This window comes from Streptomyces sp. NPDC031365 (assembly GCF_055569765.1).
On sequence record NZ_JBVIIM010000005.1, the window covers coordinates 279,701 to 293,325 of the forward strand.

A 13,625-nucleotide genomic window follows, 5' to 3' on the forward strand; every position below is an offset into this window, starting at 1 on the left:
CGTCCCCCCCCCCCCCCCCCCCCCCCCCCCCCCCCCCCCCCCCCCCCCCCCCCCCCCCCCCCCCCCCCCCCCCCCCCCCCCCCCCCCCCCCCCCGCTTCTGCTGCTCGGGGTTCTACACTGCCGCCGGCGCGCCACGCCCGTCCGGGTCGTGCTCGGCCGGCCCGGAGGCGAACTGGGTGCGGTACAGCTCCGCGTAGCGGCCGTCCGCGGCCAGCAGCTCCTCGTGTGTACCGCGCTCGACGATCAGGCCCGCCTCGATCACCAGGATCAGGTCGGCGGCCCGGACGGTGGACAGCCGGTGCGCGATCACGACCGCCGTCCTCTCCTCCAGCGCCTCGGCGAGCGCCTCCTGGACGGCGGCCTCTGAGGTGTTGTCCAGGTGGGCGGTGGCCTCGTCGAGGATGACGACGCGCTGACGGGCCAGCAGCAGCCGCGCGATCGTCATGCGTTGGCGTTCGCCGCCGGAGAGCCGGTAGCCGCGTTCTCCGACCACCGTGTCCAGTCCGTCGGGCAGGGCCCGTACGAGGGGCTCCAGACGCGACCGGCGCAGGGCGTCCCACAGGTCGGGTTCGCTCGCGTCCGGCCGGGCCAGCAACAGGTTGGCGCGGACCGTGTCGTGGAAGAGATGACCGTCCTGGGTGACCATGCCGAGGGTGGCGCGCAGCGAGGCGGCGGTCAGGTCGCGGACGTCGACGCCGCCCACGCGTACGGCGCCGGAGTCGACGTCGTACAGCCGCGGCAGCAGGCCGGCGACGGTCGACTTGCCCGCGCCGGAGGAGCCCACGAGGGCGACGGTCTGCCCCGGTTCGGCGCGGAAGGAGATGCCGTGCAGGACCTCCTCGCCGCCGCGCGGGTCGAGGGTGGCGACCTCCTCCAGGGAGGCCAGGGAGACCTTGTCGGCGGACGGATAGCCGAAGCGGACGTCGTCGAACTCCACGGCCACCGGGCCCTCGGGCACCTCGCGTGCGTCCGGCTTCTCCCGGATGAGGGGCTCGAGGTCCAGGATCTCGAAGACCCGCTCGAAACTGACCAGCGCGCTCATGACCTCCACCCGCGCCCCGGCCAGCGAGGTGAGCGGCGCGTACAGCCGGGTCAGCAGCAGCGCCAGCGCCACCACCGCGCCGGGCTCCAGCACGCCGCTGAGGGCGAGCCGGCCGCCGAGGCCGTAGACCAGGGCCAGGGCGAGGGCGGAGACCAGGGTCAGCGCGGTGATGAACACCGTCTGGGCCGTGGCCGTGCGGACGCCGATGTCGCGGACCCGGCGGGCACGGACCGCGAATTCCTCCGACTCCTCCTCGGGACGCCCGAAGAGTTTCACCAGCGTGGCGCCGGGCGCGGAGAACCGTTCGGTCATACGGGTGCCCATGGCCGCGTTCAGGGCGGCGGCCTCGCGCTGCATCCCGGCCATGCGGCGGCCCATGCGCCGGGCCGGGATGACGAACACCGGCAGCAGCACCAGCGCCAGCAGGGTGATCTGCCAGGACAGGGTGAGCATCACGGCGAGGGTGAGCACCAGGGTGACCACGTTGCCGACCACGGTCGACAGGGTGTTGCTGAAGGCCCGCTGGGCGCCGATGACGTCGTTGTTGAGACGGGAGACCAGCGCTCCCGTACGGGTGCGTGTGAAGAACGCGACGGGCATATGTTGTACATGGTCGAACACCGCTGTGCGCAGATCGAGGATGAGTTCCTCGCCGAGCGCCGCCGACAGTCTGCGGCCGAGTACGCCGAGGGCGGCCTCCACGATCGCGATCAGCGCGATGAGCAGGGCCAGGCGGACCACCGTGGCCGCGTCGCCGCCGGACACGATGGTGTCCACGACCCGTCCGGCGAGCACCGGGGTGGCGACGGCGAGCGCGGCGGTCGCCGTGCCGAGCAGCACGAACAGGATGAGCCGGCGGCGGTGCGGGCGGGCGAAGGCGGCGATACGGCGCAGCGTCTCCCCCGTCACGGGGCGGTGCTCGTCCTCGGCGGACATGACGCTGCGCAGCTGTGTCCACGCTGTGGTCTCCATACTCATGAGTGCGAAGGTAGAACCTCGACCATGAGTGAGGTCAAGGACGTCACCGCCGCGCCCCACCCGACTTTTCCCGGCCGGCGGCCGTCCGCGCCGCCGCAACCCGGCGTTGGCTTACGGGGGACACGCTCGGCCGGTGTGACGGGGACGCTCCGCCGGATCCTGTGTGTGCTGCCGCTGCTGCTCGTGACCGTGGTCGCGGTGCGGCACCGGTCGGTGCTGGCCGAGGGGTTCGCCCTGCTGACGACCGCCCGCCGGCCCTGGCTGCTGGCCGCGGCGGGGGTGACCTGTCTGACCTGGGTGGCGGCCTCGTTCACCCGGCAGGGAGCGGTCGTCGAACGGTTGCCCGGGCGGCGGCTCCTGGCCACGCAGTTCGCGGCGGGCGCGGCGAACCACCTGCTGCCGACGGGCCTGGGCGCGAGCGCCGTCAATCTGCGGTTCATGGCGGTGTGCGGGCTGACGCCGGCCCGCTCCTCGGCCGCCCTGGCGCTGTATCTGCTGGCGGAGTCCGTCGGCCGGGTGGGGCTGCTGGCCGCCCTTCTCGTGGCGTTCCCCGGCGCACTGCGGTTCGGCTCGCTGCTGCCTGCAGGGGTGTTCGGTCCGCTGCTGTTCGCGGCGGGCACGGCGGTGGTCGTCGCGGTGGGCGTGCTCGCGGCCGTACGGCGGGTGCGGACGGTGGTGTGTTCGTTCCTGCGGACGGCTCTGGGCGAGGCGCGGTCGGTGCATGCCCTGCCCTCCCGGGCACTGGCGCTGTGGGGCGGGGCGCTGGCCTTCCCCGCGCTGCAGGCGACCGCGTTGGTGCTGGTGGGGACGGCGTTCGGGCTGTCGGTGCCACCCGCCCACATGGCGGTGGCATACCTGGCGGCGACGGTCGCGGTGGCGCTGGTGCCCACTCCGGGCGGGCTGGGCTCGGTCGAGGCTGCGCTGGTCGTGGCGCTGGTGGCGGTGGGCGGGGCGGCCGCGCCGGCCACGGCGGTGGTACTGGTCTTCCGGGTCATCACGGTGTGGCTGCCGCTGCTGCCGGGGGCGTTGACGCTGGGCGCGCTGGTGCGGCTGAAGGTGATCTGACCGCGGGGTGGGCTGGTCGGGGTCCGACCCGCCGGACGAACTGCCCCTCGGATACGGCAGGATGAGCGATCGTGCCGACCGCAGGTCAGGAAGGCCGGCCCGTCGTACATCCCGTTGAACTCGAGCAGGTGACCACGTGACACGACCTCACATATCCCCGTCGGCCCGGGCATGCGCCGGAGGTGAGCGGTGACCCGCTCGCTCACCATGGACGATCTGGTGTTCGCCGGTATCGCCCTCGCCGCCGGCCTGCTGGTGGCGTTCCTGCTCCGGATGATGCTGCGCCGGCTGGGCCGGCTCGCGGAGCGCACCAACTGGCGCGGGGACGACGTCCTCGTGGACGCGCTGCGCATGATCGCGCCGTGGGCGGCGGTCGCGGGCGGCGTCGCCTCCGCGGCGGCGGCGCTGCCGCTGACCCGGACCGTCCAGCACAACGTCAACCAGGTGCTGACCGTGCTGGTCATCTTCGCCGCGACGGTGTCGGCCGCCCGGGTGGTGGCGGGGCTGGTGGCCTCGGTCACCCAGGCCCGCTCCGGTGTCGCCGGGTCGGCGACCATCTTCATGAACATCACCAGGATCCTGGTCCTGGCGATCGGCTTCCTGGTGGGCCTGCAGACGCTCGGCATCTCCATCGCCCCGCTGCTCACCGCCCTCGGCGTCGGCGGTCTGGCGGTGGCGCTGGCACTGCAGGACACGCTCGCCAACCTGTTCGCCGGCATCCACATCCTGGCATCCAAGACCGTGCAGCCGGGTGACTACATCCGGCTGAGCAGCGGGGAGGAGGGCTATGTCGAGGACATCAACTGGCGTCAGACGACCGTCCGCGCGCTGTCCAACAACCTCGTGGTCATCCCGAACGGCCAGCTCGCCAAGACGAACATGACCAACTTCATGCGCCCCGAGCGGCAGCTGACGATCCTGGTGCAGGCCGGGGTGTCGTACGACAGTGATCTGGAGCAGGTGGAGCGGGTGACGATGGAGGTCGTCGCCGAGGTGATGACCGAGATCACCGGCGCCGTGCCGGAACACGATCCGGCGGTCCGCTTCCACACCTTCGGGGACTCCCGTATCGGGTTCACCGTGATCCTGGGCGTGGGCGAGTTCAGCGACCAGTACCGGATCAAGCACGAGTTCATCAAGCGCCTGCACCGCCGCTACCGCGAGGAGGGCATCCGCATCCCCTCCCCCGCGCGTACGGTGGCGCTCCAGCAGGGCACGGTGACGTTCCCCCACCAGCGGGACACGCAGTCCGCGCCGGACGACATGATCACCGCCCGGCCGATCTGAGGTCCGAGGGGCCGGACAGGTGGTCCGAAGGGCCGGACAGGTGGTCCGGGAGGCCGGACAGGTGGTCCGGGAGGCCGGACAGGTGGTCCGGGAGGCCGGACAGGTGGTCCGGGAGGCCGGACAGGTGGTCCGGGAGGCCGGACAGGTGGTCCGGGAGGCCGGACGGGTGGTCTCCCGCCGCGACGCCATGACCGTGTGGCGGGCGATTGCCCGGAACTCGGCGTGGACCCCTGTCGAGCCGGGGGCCGTCACAAGATATCTTGATGTCGAGCAATGTTGCAGACGTGGAGCGGAGCACCCGGTGACTGACTCGACCATCATCTATACGCACACTGACGAGGCCCCGGCCCTGGCGACGTATTCCTTCCTGCCGGTGGTCCGGGCGTACGCCTCGCAGGCGGGTGTCACCGTGGAGACGCGTGACATCTCGCTGGCCGGGCGCATCATCGCCGTGTTCCCGGAGTACCTGACCGAGGACCAGCGCATCCCGGACGCCCTCGCCGAGCTCGGTGAGCTGGCGAAGACGCCCGCGGCCAACATCATCAAGCTGCCGAACGTCTCGGCGTCGATCCCGCAGCTCAAGGCCGCGGTCGCCGAGCTCAAGAGCCAGGGCTACGCGCTGCCGGACTACCCGGACGACCCGAAGACCGACGAGGAGCGCGAGATCCGCGCCCGCTACGACAAGATCAAGGGATCGGCCGTGAACCCGGTCCTGCGTGAGGGCAACTCCGACCGTCGCGCCCCCGCCTCGGTGAAGAACTACGCCAAGAACCACCCGCACCGTATGGGCGCCTGGTCCGCCGAGTCCAGGACCAACGTCGCCACCATGGACGCGGACGACTTCCGCTCCACCGAGAAGTCGGCCGTCATCGCCGAGGACGGCGCGCTGCGCATCGAGCTCAAGGGTGACGACGGCACCACCACCGTGCTGCGCGAGTCCGTACCCGTCCTCAAGGACGAGGTCGTCGACGCCTCCGTGATGCGCGTCGGCGCGCTGCGCGAGTTCCTGACCGCGCAGGTCGCCCGCGCCAAGCAGGAGGGTGTGCTGTTCTCGGTGCACCTCAAGGCCACGATGATGAAGGTCTCCGACCCGATCGTCTTCGGCCATGTGGTGCGCGCCTTCTTCCCGAAGACGTTCGCCCGGTACGGCGACAAGCTCGCCGCGGCCGGCCTCACCCCGAACGACGGTCTGGGCGGCATCTACAAGGGCCTGGAGGCCCTTCCCGAGGGCGCGGAGATCAAGGCGTCCTTCGACGCCGAACTCGCCGAGGGCCCGGAGCTGGCGATGGTCGACTCCGACAAGGGCATCACCAACCTGCACGTCCCCTCGGACGTCATCGTCGACGCCTCCATGCCGGCCATGATCCGCACCTCCGGTCACATGTGGGGCCCGGACGGCCAGGAGGCCGACACGCTGGCCGTCCTGCCGGACTCCAGCTACTCCGGCGTCTACCAGGCCGTGATCGACGACTGCCGCGCCAACGGCGCCTACGACCCGTCCACCATGGGCTCGGTGTCGAACGTCGGTCTGATGGCGCAGAAGGCCGAGGAGTACGGCAGCCACGACAAGACCTTCGAGATCCCCACCACGGGTACCGTCCGGCTGGTCGACGGCAACGGCGACGCCATCCTCGAGCAGGCCGTATCCGCCGGTGACATCTTCCGCGCCTGCCAGGCCAAGGACGCCCCGATCCGCGACTGGGTGAAGCTGGCCGTCACCCGCGCCCGCGCCACCGGCGACCCGGCGGTGTTCTGGCTGGACGAGACCCGCGCGCACGACGCCAACCTGATCGCCAAGGTGAAGCAGTACCTGCCGGAGCACGACACCGAGGGCCTGGACATCCGCATTCTGAACCCGGTCGAGGCGACCAAGCTGTCGGTGGAGCGCATCCGCCGCGGGGAGGACACCATCTCGGTGACCGGCAACGTGCTGCGCGACTACCTCACCGACCTGTTCCCCATCCTGGAACTGGGCACCAGCGCCAAGATGCTGTCGGTGGTCCCGTTGATGGCGGGCGGCGGCCTGTTCGAGACGGGTGCCGGCGGCTCGGCGCCGAAGCACGTGCAGCAGCTGGTGAAGGAGAACTACCTGCGCTGGGACTCGCTCGGTGAGTTCTTCGCGCTGGTGCCGTCGCTGGAGCACTACGCGGCGGCCACGGGCAACAGCCGCGCCAAGGTCCTCGCCGCGACGCTGGACCGGGCCACGGCGACCTTCCTCAACGAGGACAAGTCCCCGACCCGTCGCGTTGGCGGCATCGACAACCGCGGCAGCCACTTCTACCTGTCCCTGTACTGGGCGCAGGAGCTGTCCGCGCAGACCGACGACGCGGACCTGGCGAAGGCCTTCGCCCCGCTCGCCGAGACGCTCGCCGCCAACGAGGCGAAGATCGTCGAGGAGCTGAACGCCGTGCAGGGCAAGCCGGCCGAGATCGGCGGCTACTACCAGCCCGACCCGGCCAAGGCCGCCGCGGTCATGCGCCCGTCCACCACGTGGAACGAGGCGCTGGCGTCCCTGAGCTGACGGGAGCAGCCCTCGTCCTCCGCCCCGGCCGGCCTCGCGCCCGGCCGGGGCGGAGCCGTACCGCCGGCAGGGCGGCTCACCACTCGCGCGGGGCGATCAGCTCCTCGGCACCGGCGTCCGCGAAGCCGTGGGCGCGGGCGCGGGCGCGGGCGCGGGCGACGAACCAGAACTCCTCGGCGATCTCCTCCCGGGCCACCGTCTCGATCTCGCTGCCGACGGCCGCCTCGCATGCGGCTGCGAGAACGTTGAACTCCTCGGTGGCGGCGTGGGTCAGGGCGCGGAGCGCGGCGAGGTCCGCTGGCCGGTCCGCCTCGACGCGTTCGCACAGGGTGAGCAGGACGGCCCGGCCACGGTCCACGAGGTGGTCGGGGTAGTAGTCGTCCCGGTACAGGACCCGCAGGAACGCGGGGGCGGCGACGTGCTCGTTGCTGATCGGCATGAGGTCCTCGGTTGTCGGCGTTGTCAGTGGGGTGTGGCACCTTGATCCTTCCGTGCACCACCGACAACGCTTCCGGAGCAGCCGTATGACCGACGTCCCACCGTCCTTCGCGTTCCTTCCCGGCGACCCGGACTCCCCCGTGATCCTCCATGTGCCGCACTCGGCGCGGGAGATACCGGCCGATGTGCGGTCCGGGATCGTGCTGGACGACGCCGGGCTGGAGCGGGAGCTGGACCACATCACGGACGCGCACACCGCGTCGATGGCCGAGGCGGCGGCCCGACGGGCCGGCGTCACGCCGTGGCGGTTCGTGAACCGGCTGTCGCGGCTGGTCGTCGATCCGGAGCGGTTCCCGGACGAGCGGGAGGAGATGCTGTCCGTCGGCATGGGCGCGGTCTACACGCGAACCACGCACAAGGAGGTGCTGCGGCCCGACGGGTTCGACGCCGGGCCGCTGGTCGAGCGGTACTTCCGGCCGTACGCGCGGGCGATGACGGAGGCGGTCGCCGGCCGGCTCGCGGCGACGGGGCGGGCCGTGATCGTCGACGTGCACTCGTATCCGAGCGCGCCGCTGCCCTACGAACTGCACGCCGAGGGGCCCCGGCCGGAGGTGTGTCTGGGCACCGATTCCTTCCACACCCCGCCAGGGCTGCTGGAGGCGGCCCGCGAGGCGTTCGCGCCGTGCGGGGAGACGGGGCTGGACAGCCCGTTCGCCGGGACGTACGTACCGCTGGAGTTCTACGGGGAGCGGGCTCAGGTGTCGGCGCTGATGGTGGAGATCCGCCGTGACACCTACATGTCCGAACCGGGCGGTCCCGCGGGCGAGGGCCTGCCCGGGCTCGCCTCGGCACTCGCCGCCCTCGTCGACGCGGCGTCCCGCTGACGCGGGCGCCGCGGCGGTACGGCCCCGGGGCCACGCCCGCCCGCCCGCACGGGAGGGGACGCCGGCCCGGCGTGTCGTCCGTCCCCGCCCCGGAAGGGTCAGGTCCGCAGCCACTCCGTGACGACCACGTCGTCGCCCGTGCGCAGACGCAGGGCGAACGGGCCCGAGGGGGTGGCGTCGGCCGTGAAACGGCCCATGTCGTCGGCGGTGAGGACGGCGGTCGGCTGCGGACCGCGCAGTACCTCGATGCGGGCCGGCTGGGGCGGCAGCACCTGGCCCATCAGGCCCTGCTCGCTCACCTCGACGTCCAGCGTCACCTCGCCCGCGTCGAAGGTCAGCATGCGCGGCACGTCCGTCGCACCCCTGACCGGGACGGCATCGACCCGTGAGTCGAAGGTCAGCTCGGCCACGCGGGCGTCGAGGTCGTGCAGCGCGTAGGCATCCACCGCGATCTGCAGCAGGGCGGGAGGCAGCGGGTCCAGGACGGCTGCCGCCTGCCGGAGTTCCTCCTCCAGCAGCCCGCTGCCGAAGTCCTCGTCGTCGTTCATACCGGTCATGTCGTTCACGTTGTCCCCCGTGCCTCGAGCCGGGCCCGCAGCCGGCGCAGACAGCGCTGGCGCAGTGGTCCGATGCTGCCCACCGCGATGTCGAGCGCCGCGGACACCTCCTGATAACTGGGCGGCGGCGAGGCGATCAGCACGCGCAGCAACTGCCTGCACCGCTCGCCGAGTTCCTCGAACTCCTGCCACAACCGCCGCACGCGTTCGGTCTGTGCGGCCGCCTCCTCCGTCTCCAGCAGCGACTGCTCCGGCGTGCCGTCCTCGCTCACCCGGTCCAGCAGCTGCGGGTCGTCCGTCAGGATCAGGCGGCGCGCGTTCCTGTGCACCTTCAGGCACTCGTGCCGCGCGGTACTGGCCAGCCAGGAGGCCGCCTTCTCCGGTTCCCGGATCCGCCCCAGGTGCTGGGCGAAGCGGAACCACACGGTCTGGTAGACCTCGTGAGCGTCGGCCTCGGAGACCCGGTGTGCGCGCACCACGGACCACACCAGGGGGCCCAGCCCTTCCACGATCGCCTTCCAGGCCGCCGCGTCGCCGTCGCCAGCGGACCGGACCAACGCGCCGACTTCCCTACGCTCCACGGTCCCACCCCTCGTGTACGGCCCGTCATCGTACGCCGCGGAGGGGACGACTCCGGTCCTCATGCCCGCGTGGAGGACGGTGAGACCCGCACGGGACGCCAGGTGGGCGGCAGGAGGGCGGGGACGTGCGCCCCGCGCACTTCGGCGAACTCGGTCGTCGCGTCCATCAGTTGACGGCACACCTTGCGCGGGTCGGTCTGAGCCTGTCCCGTCATCTGGGCGGCGATCATGCCAACCGCGACGGGGGTGGCGAACGAGGTCCCGCTCCACTGGGCAAGTCCCTCGAACATCACCTGGTCCGGCTTGCCCGAGCCGCCGTCCTCGCTCAGCACCCCCGTGTGGCGCGGGTGGAGGCACGTGCAGGCGTAGGTGAAGCCGTAGCGGCAGGCGTCGTAGGTGGAGTGCTGGTAGACGTACGGGACGGGCGTGTCGAAGCCGGTGAGGGCGCTGGTGAGACGCTCGCCGGGGGCGTAGGCCTTCACCCAGCCGCCGTGGTTGCTGAAGCAGGCGCCGAACTCGCCGTCCCCGCGCAGCGCGCCGACGGACAGCACGGCGTTCTCGTAGCCGGGGAGGTCGGCGTACGCGGCGGGCCAGAAGGGTGTGGCGCTGCCGTTGTTGCCGGCTGCGGCGACCAGCAGGGTGTGCTGCTCACGCAGTTCCCGCATGAAGGCGTCGACGCCGAGCAGCCCGTCGGTGCGGCCGTTGGAGGTGCCGGCGGAGAGGCTGATGACGTCGGGCCAGCCGCCTTCGTCGACGGCCTCGAAGAGCTTCTCGCCGAACTCGGACTCCAGGATGGCCCCGGCGTCGTTGAGCGTGCCGCGGACGGTGATGTCGGTGTTGGGGGCGACGGCGGCGACGAGTCCGGCGATGAACGTGCCGTGGCCGCAGTACTGCTGGAGGATTCCGTCGTCGTCGCACTCGGCGACCTGGGCGTCGCCCCGGGTGTGCGCGAGCAGCGGGTAGGAACGGTGGTCGTGCATGAGGCCGGTGTCGATGACGAGGACTCCGACGGCGCTGTCCGGGTCGTGGGCGGCGTCGGCAGCGGCCGGGTTGGGCCCCGCGCCGGGCGCCACGGGTACGGGCTCGTCGCCGGGGCAGGCGTTGACGGCGATCGACACCACGTGGTTGCGGCTGACCAGACGGCGTCCGGTACGGCCCTCGGTCGCCGAGAGCGCGCGCAGGGCGCCGGCGACCGCCGGATCGCCGCTGCCGTCGCCCTGGCCCGGGTCGGCGACCTGGATACGGGTGATGCCGGAGCGGTTGGTCTCCGGGCCCGCCCGGCGCACACGGTCCGGAGTGAGGCCGGCGAAGGTGGTGAAGTGCTGCCGCACGGTGTCCTCGACGACGCGGGCCTCTTCTCCGTCGCGGGCGAGGACGACACCCTTCTCGTAGAGGAACTCTCCCGCGTCGTCCGGCCCCATCGCCAGGGGAACGTCGGGCATGGAGCGCTGGATCTGTGCGAACTGCTCACGGAATCGCTGTGGTGCCATGGCATGTCCTCCACTCGGGCGACGGCGGCCGGGGCCGCGGAGCTGTCGTGATACAGAGTCGCGGGACGGTCGTCTGATACAACGTCGGGCCTGTGGGACGCGGTTGCGGACCACTACCATCGTGGGGTGACAGCGGGAAGCGACACGGTGCTGGAACTGCTGCCGATGGTGTTCGCCGCCCCGGGTGAGGCGTTGGCGAGGGCGGAAACGGTCCTGGGCGGCCGTCCCGCGCCGCTGCACGCCTCCGTCGCCCACCAGGTGATCGGCATCTGGCAGCGGGACTTCGGCGACATGCGGCTCGCCCTGAGCCATCTGCGTCGGGCGCGGGCCTGGGCGTCGCGCGCGGACTCGGCCGAGCGGGAGGCGGACGTCCTCGCCACCCTCGGGGTCGCACTGGTGCACGCGGGGCGCACCCGGCAGGGCTTGGACGCCCTGCGCCGGGGCGTCGAGCGCGGCAGTGGGCACACACGCGCGCGGGTGCTGTTCCGGCGGGCGTACTCGTACTGGGTGCTGGGCCATCACAAGGAGGCGCTGGAGGACGTACGGCGGGCGGTTCCCGTACTGCGGCAGGCCGATGACGTGATCTGGACGGCGCGTGCGCTGACGCTGAGGGCGACGGTCCATCTCGCGCTGGGCGCGGTGGACCGGGCGGACGCCGACTTCACCGCGGCGGAGGCCCTGTGGGAGACCACCGGCCAGGAGCACGACAAGGCGGACGCCGTGGAGAGCCGGGGCCTGGCGGCGTTCCGCTCCGGCGACGTCCCGGCGGCGCTGCGGCTGCTCGACGAGGCGGAGGAGCGCTACGCCAAGCTGGGCACACCGACGTTCATGCTGAACATCCGGCGCTGTGAGGTGCTCATGGCCGCTGGGCTGGCCGCGGAGGCGCTGGCCGAGGCGGACACGGCGCTCGGGGCGCTGGACGGGATCGGCGGGCAGTCGACGCGCAAGGCCGAGCTGCTGCTGGTCGCCGCGCGGGCGGCCCGGCTGGCGGACGAGCCGCAGACGGCGATCGCACGTGCGGCGCTGGCCGTGCGGCTGTTCACGGGGCAGCGGCGCACCTGGTGGGAGGCGCACGCGCGGCTGGTGCTGATCGGCGCCCGGCACGCGGCGGGGCGGGGTTCGGGCCGGCTGGTCGCGGACGCGGCGGCGGTGGCGGAGAGGCTGCTCGCGCTCGGCGCTCCGGCGGCGCCCGAGGCGTCGCTGCTCGCGGGCCGTATCGCGCTGGACCTCGGCTGGACGGCTGACGCGGAGCGGCATCTGGCTCTCGCCACGCGCAGCAGACGCGGCGGGCCGCCGCTCGCGCGGATGACGGGCTGGGCGGCGCAGGCGCTGCGCGCCCAGGCCGCCGGTTCCCCGCGCGGGGTTCTGGAGGCGTGCCGGCGCGGCCTGGACGTGCTCGACGACCACCGGATGACGCTGGGTGCCTCGGAGCTGCGGGCCCGGGCCACCGCCCAGGGAGCGGAACTGGCCGCCCTCGCGCAGAAGGCCAGCCTGGTCTCGGGCGGGCCTCGGCGGCTGCTGGTGTGGAGCGAACGCTGGCGGGCCACCGCCCTGTCCGCACCGCCCACCCGGCCTCCTGCCGACCCCGCGCTGCTCAGCGACATGACCGCCTACCGGGTCATCGCCGCCCGCGCGGAGGAAGCCCGGATGGAGGGCAGGCCCGTACCGGCCCTGGAGCGGGAGCAGCGGCGCCTGGAGCGGGAGATCCGGTCCCGCACGCTGCACATGCGGGGCGAGGCTCCCGACGGCGGGGACCGCTTCGACGTCGGCCGGCTGCTCGCGCGGCTGGGCGAGGACGTACGGCTGGTGGAGCTGGCCGTGCTCGACGGGCGGGTGCAGGTGCTGTTGTGCGGGCAGGGCAGGGTGCGGCGGTTCGAGGCGGGGCCGCTGGCGGCGGCCGAGACCGAGGCCGAGCACGTGCAGGCGGGGCTGCGGCGGCTGGCCCATCCGGGGGCGCAGACGCGGCTGCCGGTGGTGGAGGCGGCGGGCCGCCGGCTCGAGGAGCTGCTGCTGGGTCCGGCCGCGGCGCATCTCGGTGACGGGCCGGTGGTGATCGTGCCGCCGGGGAGGCTGCACCGGGTGCCGTGGGCGTTGCTGCCCTCCCTGCGGGAGCGGGTGCTGAGCGTGTCGCCGTCGGCGAGCAGCTGGCTGCGCGCCAGGGAGACGGCGCCGCCAGGCGGGGGCATTCAGGTGCTGGTGCGCGGTCCGGGCCTCGCCACGGGCGGCGCGGAGGTGGTCGAACTGGCCGGCCGCTACGGCGGTGCGACGGTCCTGGAGCACGAGGACGCGACGGTGCCGCGGGTGCTGACGGAGCTGGACGGTGCCGCGCTGGCGCACATCGCCGCGCACGGCGCGTTCCGCGCGGACGGGCCGCTGTTCTCGTCCCTGCGGATGGCGGACGGTCCGCTGATCGTGCACGATTTCGAGCGGCTGGACCGCAGTCCGTACCGGATCATCCTGTCGTGCTGCGACACGGCTCGGTTCGCGACGGTGGGGGCGGATGAACTCCTCGGGCTGGTCACGGCGTTGCTGCCGCTGGGCACGGCGGGGGTGGTGGCGTGCAGCGCCCCGGTCAACGACGCGGCGGTCGTGCCGCTGATGCTTGCCCTCCACGAGGGCCTCGACACGGGCCTCTCCCTGGCGGAGGCCCTGCGTGACGCCCGCGCCGCCCTTCCGGGCGATGCGGTGCACCGGGCGACAGGATGGGCCTTCACCGCCTTCGGGGCGGCGTGAACCTGCGGCTGCGGCTGCGGCTGCGGCTGCGGCTGCGGCTGCGGCTGC

General features: G+C 72.9%; 10 protein-coding genes. 5 read left to right on the forward strand and 5 right to left on the reverse strand.

Annotation, left to right across the window (positions count from 1 at the left end; translation table 11 throughout):
- Positions 1-113: 113 nt before the first annotated feature.
- Positions 114-2,015 carry an ABC transporter ATP-binding protein gene (locus ACZ5C2_RS11385; protein ID WP_468789148.1) on the reverse strand — a complete coding sequence of 634 codons (1,902 nt, stop codon included), beginning with the start codon at positions 2,013-2,015 and terminating at the stop codon, positions 114-116.
- A 171-nt stretch (positions 2,016-2,186) separates the two neighbouring features.
- On the opposite strand from ACZ5C2_RS11385, the gene ACZ5C2_RS11390 reads away from it, so the two are divergent.
- The 3 genes from ACZ5C2_RS11390 to ACZ5C2_RS11400 all read left to right on the forward strand — a co-directional run bounded on the left by ACZ5C2_RS11390 (position 2,187) and on the right by ACZ5C2_RS11400 (position 6,894).
- A complete protein-coding gene (locus ACZ5C2_RS11390) occupies positions 2,187-3,086 on the forward strand; it encodes a lysylphosphatidylglycerol synthase transmembrane domain-containing protein (protein ID WP_468789150.1) in 900 nt (299 codons plus the stop codon).
- Positions 3,087-3,275: 189 nt separating this feature from the next.
- Entirely contained in the window at positions 3,276-4,373 is a 1,098-nt protein-coding gene (locus tag ACZ5C2_RS11395; RefSeq protein ID WP_468789075.1) for a mechanosensitive ion channel family protein, read from the forward strand.
- A gap of 301 nt (positions 4,374-4,674) precedes the next feature.
- Entirely contained in the window at positions 4,675-6,894 is a 2,220-nt protein-coding gene (locus ACZ5C2_RS11400; protein WP_468789077.1) for an NADP-dependent isocitrate dehydrogenase, read from the forward strand.
- Between the two features lie 76 nt (positions 6,895-6,970).
- On the opposite strand, the gene ACZ5C2_RS11405 is transcribed toward ACZ5C2_RS11400, so the two are convergent.
- Positions 6,971-7,333: a DUF5713 family protein gene (locus ACZ5C2_RS11405; RefSeq protein WP_468789079.1), complete on the reverse strand. Its 363-nt coding sequence runs from the start codon at positions 7,331-7,333 to the stop codon at positions 6,971-6,973.
- An 85-nt stretch (positions 7,334-7,418) separates the two neighbouring features.
- Here ACZ5C2_RS11405 and ACZ5C2_RS11410 point away from each other — a divergent pair, with 85 nt between their 5' ends.
- On the forward strand, positions 7,419-8,216 hold the full coding sequence (locus tag ACZ5C2_RS11410; protein WP_468789081.1) for an N-formylglutamate amidohydrolase: 798 nt from the start codon (positions 7,419-7,421) through the stop codon (positions 8,214-8,216).
- A 98-nt stretch (positions 8,217-8,314) separates the two neighbouring features.
- Here ACZ5C2_RS11410 and ACZ5C2_RS11415 read toward each other — a convergent pair whose 3' ends face one another.
- The 3 genes from ACZ5C2_RS11415 to ACZ5C2_RS11425 are packed head-to-tail and all read right to left on the reverse strand — an operon-like array spanning position 8,315 to position 10,844.
- The gene (locus ACZ5C2_RS11415) at positions 8,315-8,764 is read right to left on the reverse strand and encodes a hypothetical protein (protein WP_468789152.1); all 450 of its coding nucleotides are present in this window, start codon (positions 8,762-8,764) and stop codon (positions 8,315-8,317) included.
- Between the two features lie 14 nt (positions 8,765-8,778).
- Positions 8,779-9,354 carry an RNA polymerase sigma factor gene (locus ACZ5C2_RS11420; protein WP_468789083.1) on the reverse strand — a complete coding sequence of 192 codons (576 nt, stop codon included), beginning with the start codon at positions 9,352-9,354 and terminating at the stop codon, positions 8,779-8,781.
- Between the two features lie 59 nt (positions 9,355-9,413).
- Positions 9,414-10,844 carry a S8/S53 family peptidase gene (locus tag ACZ5C2_RS11425; RefSeq protein ID WP_468789085.1) on the reverse strand — a complete coding sequence of 477 codons (1,431 nt, stop codon included), beginning with the start codon at positions 10,842-10,844 and terminating at the stop codon, positions 9,414-9,416.
- A 165-nt stretch (positions 10,845-11,009) separates the two neighbouring features.
- Between ACZ5C2_RS11425 and ACZ5C2_RS11430 the strand changes: the two genes are divergently transcribed.
- Positions 11,010-13,577 (forward strand): CHAT domain-containing protein, encoded by a 2,568-nt coding sequence (locus ACZ5C2_RS11430; RefSeq protein WP_468789154.1) that lies wholly within the window; start codon positions 11,010-11,012, stop codon positions 13,575-13,577.
- Positions 13,578-13,625: the final 48 nt, after the last annotated feature.

What these genes read in the sequence shown, in the direction of transcription:
- ACZ5C2_RS11415 (WP_468789152.1), bottom strand. Translation starts at nt 8,764, where the DNA reads ATGAACGACGACGAGGACTTCGGCAGCGGGCTGCTGGAGGAGGAACTC.
- ACZ5C2_RS11385 (WP_468789148.1), bottom strand. Translation starts at nt 2,015, where the DNA reads ATGGAGACCACAGCGTGGACACAGCTGCGCAGCGTCATGTCCGCCGAG.
- ACZ5C2_RS11425 (WP_468789085.1), bottom strand. Translation starts at nt 10,844, where the DNA reads ATGGCACCACAGCGATTCCGTGAGCAGTTCGCACAGATCCAGCGCTCC.
- ACZ5C2_RS11430 (WP_468789154.1), top strand. Translation starts at nt 11,010, where the DNA reads ATGGTGTTCGCCGCCCCGGGTGAGGCGTTGGCGAGGGCGGAAACGGTC.
- ACZ5C2_RS11405 (WP_468789079.1), bottom strand. Translation starts at nt 7,333, where the DNA reads ATGCCGATCAGCAACGAGCACGTCGCCGCCCCCGCGTTCCTGCGGGTC.
- ACZ5C2_RS11410 (WP_468789081.1), top strand. Translation starts at nt 7,419, where the DNA reads ATGACCGACGTCCCACCGTCCTTCGCGTTCCTTCCCGGCGACCCGGAC.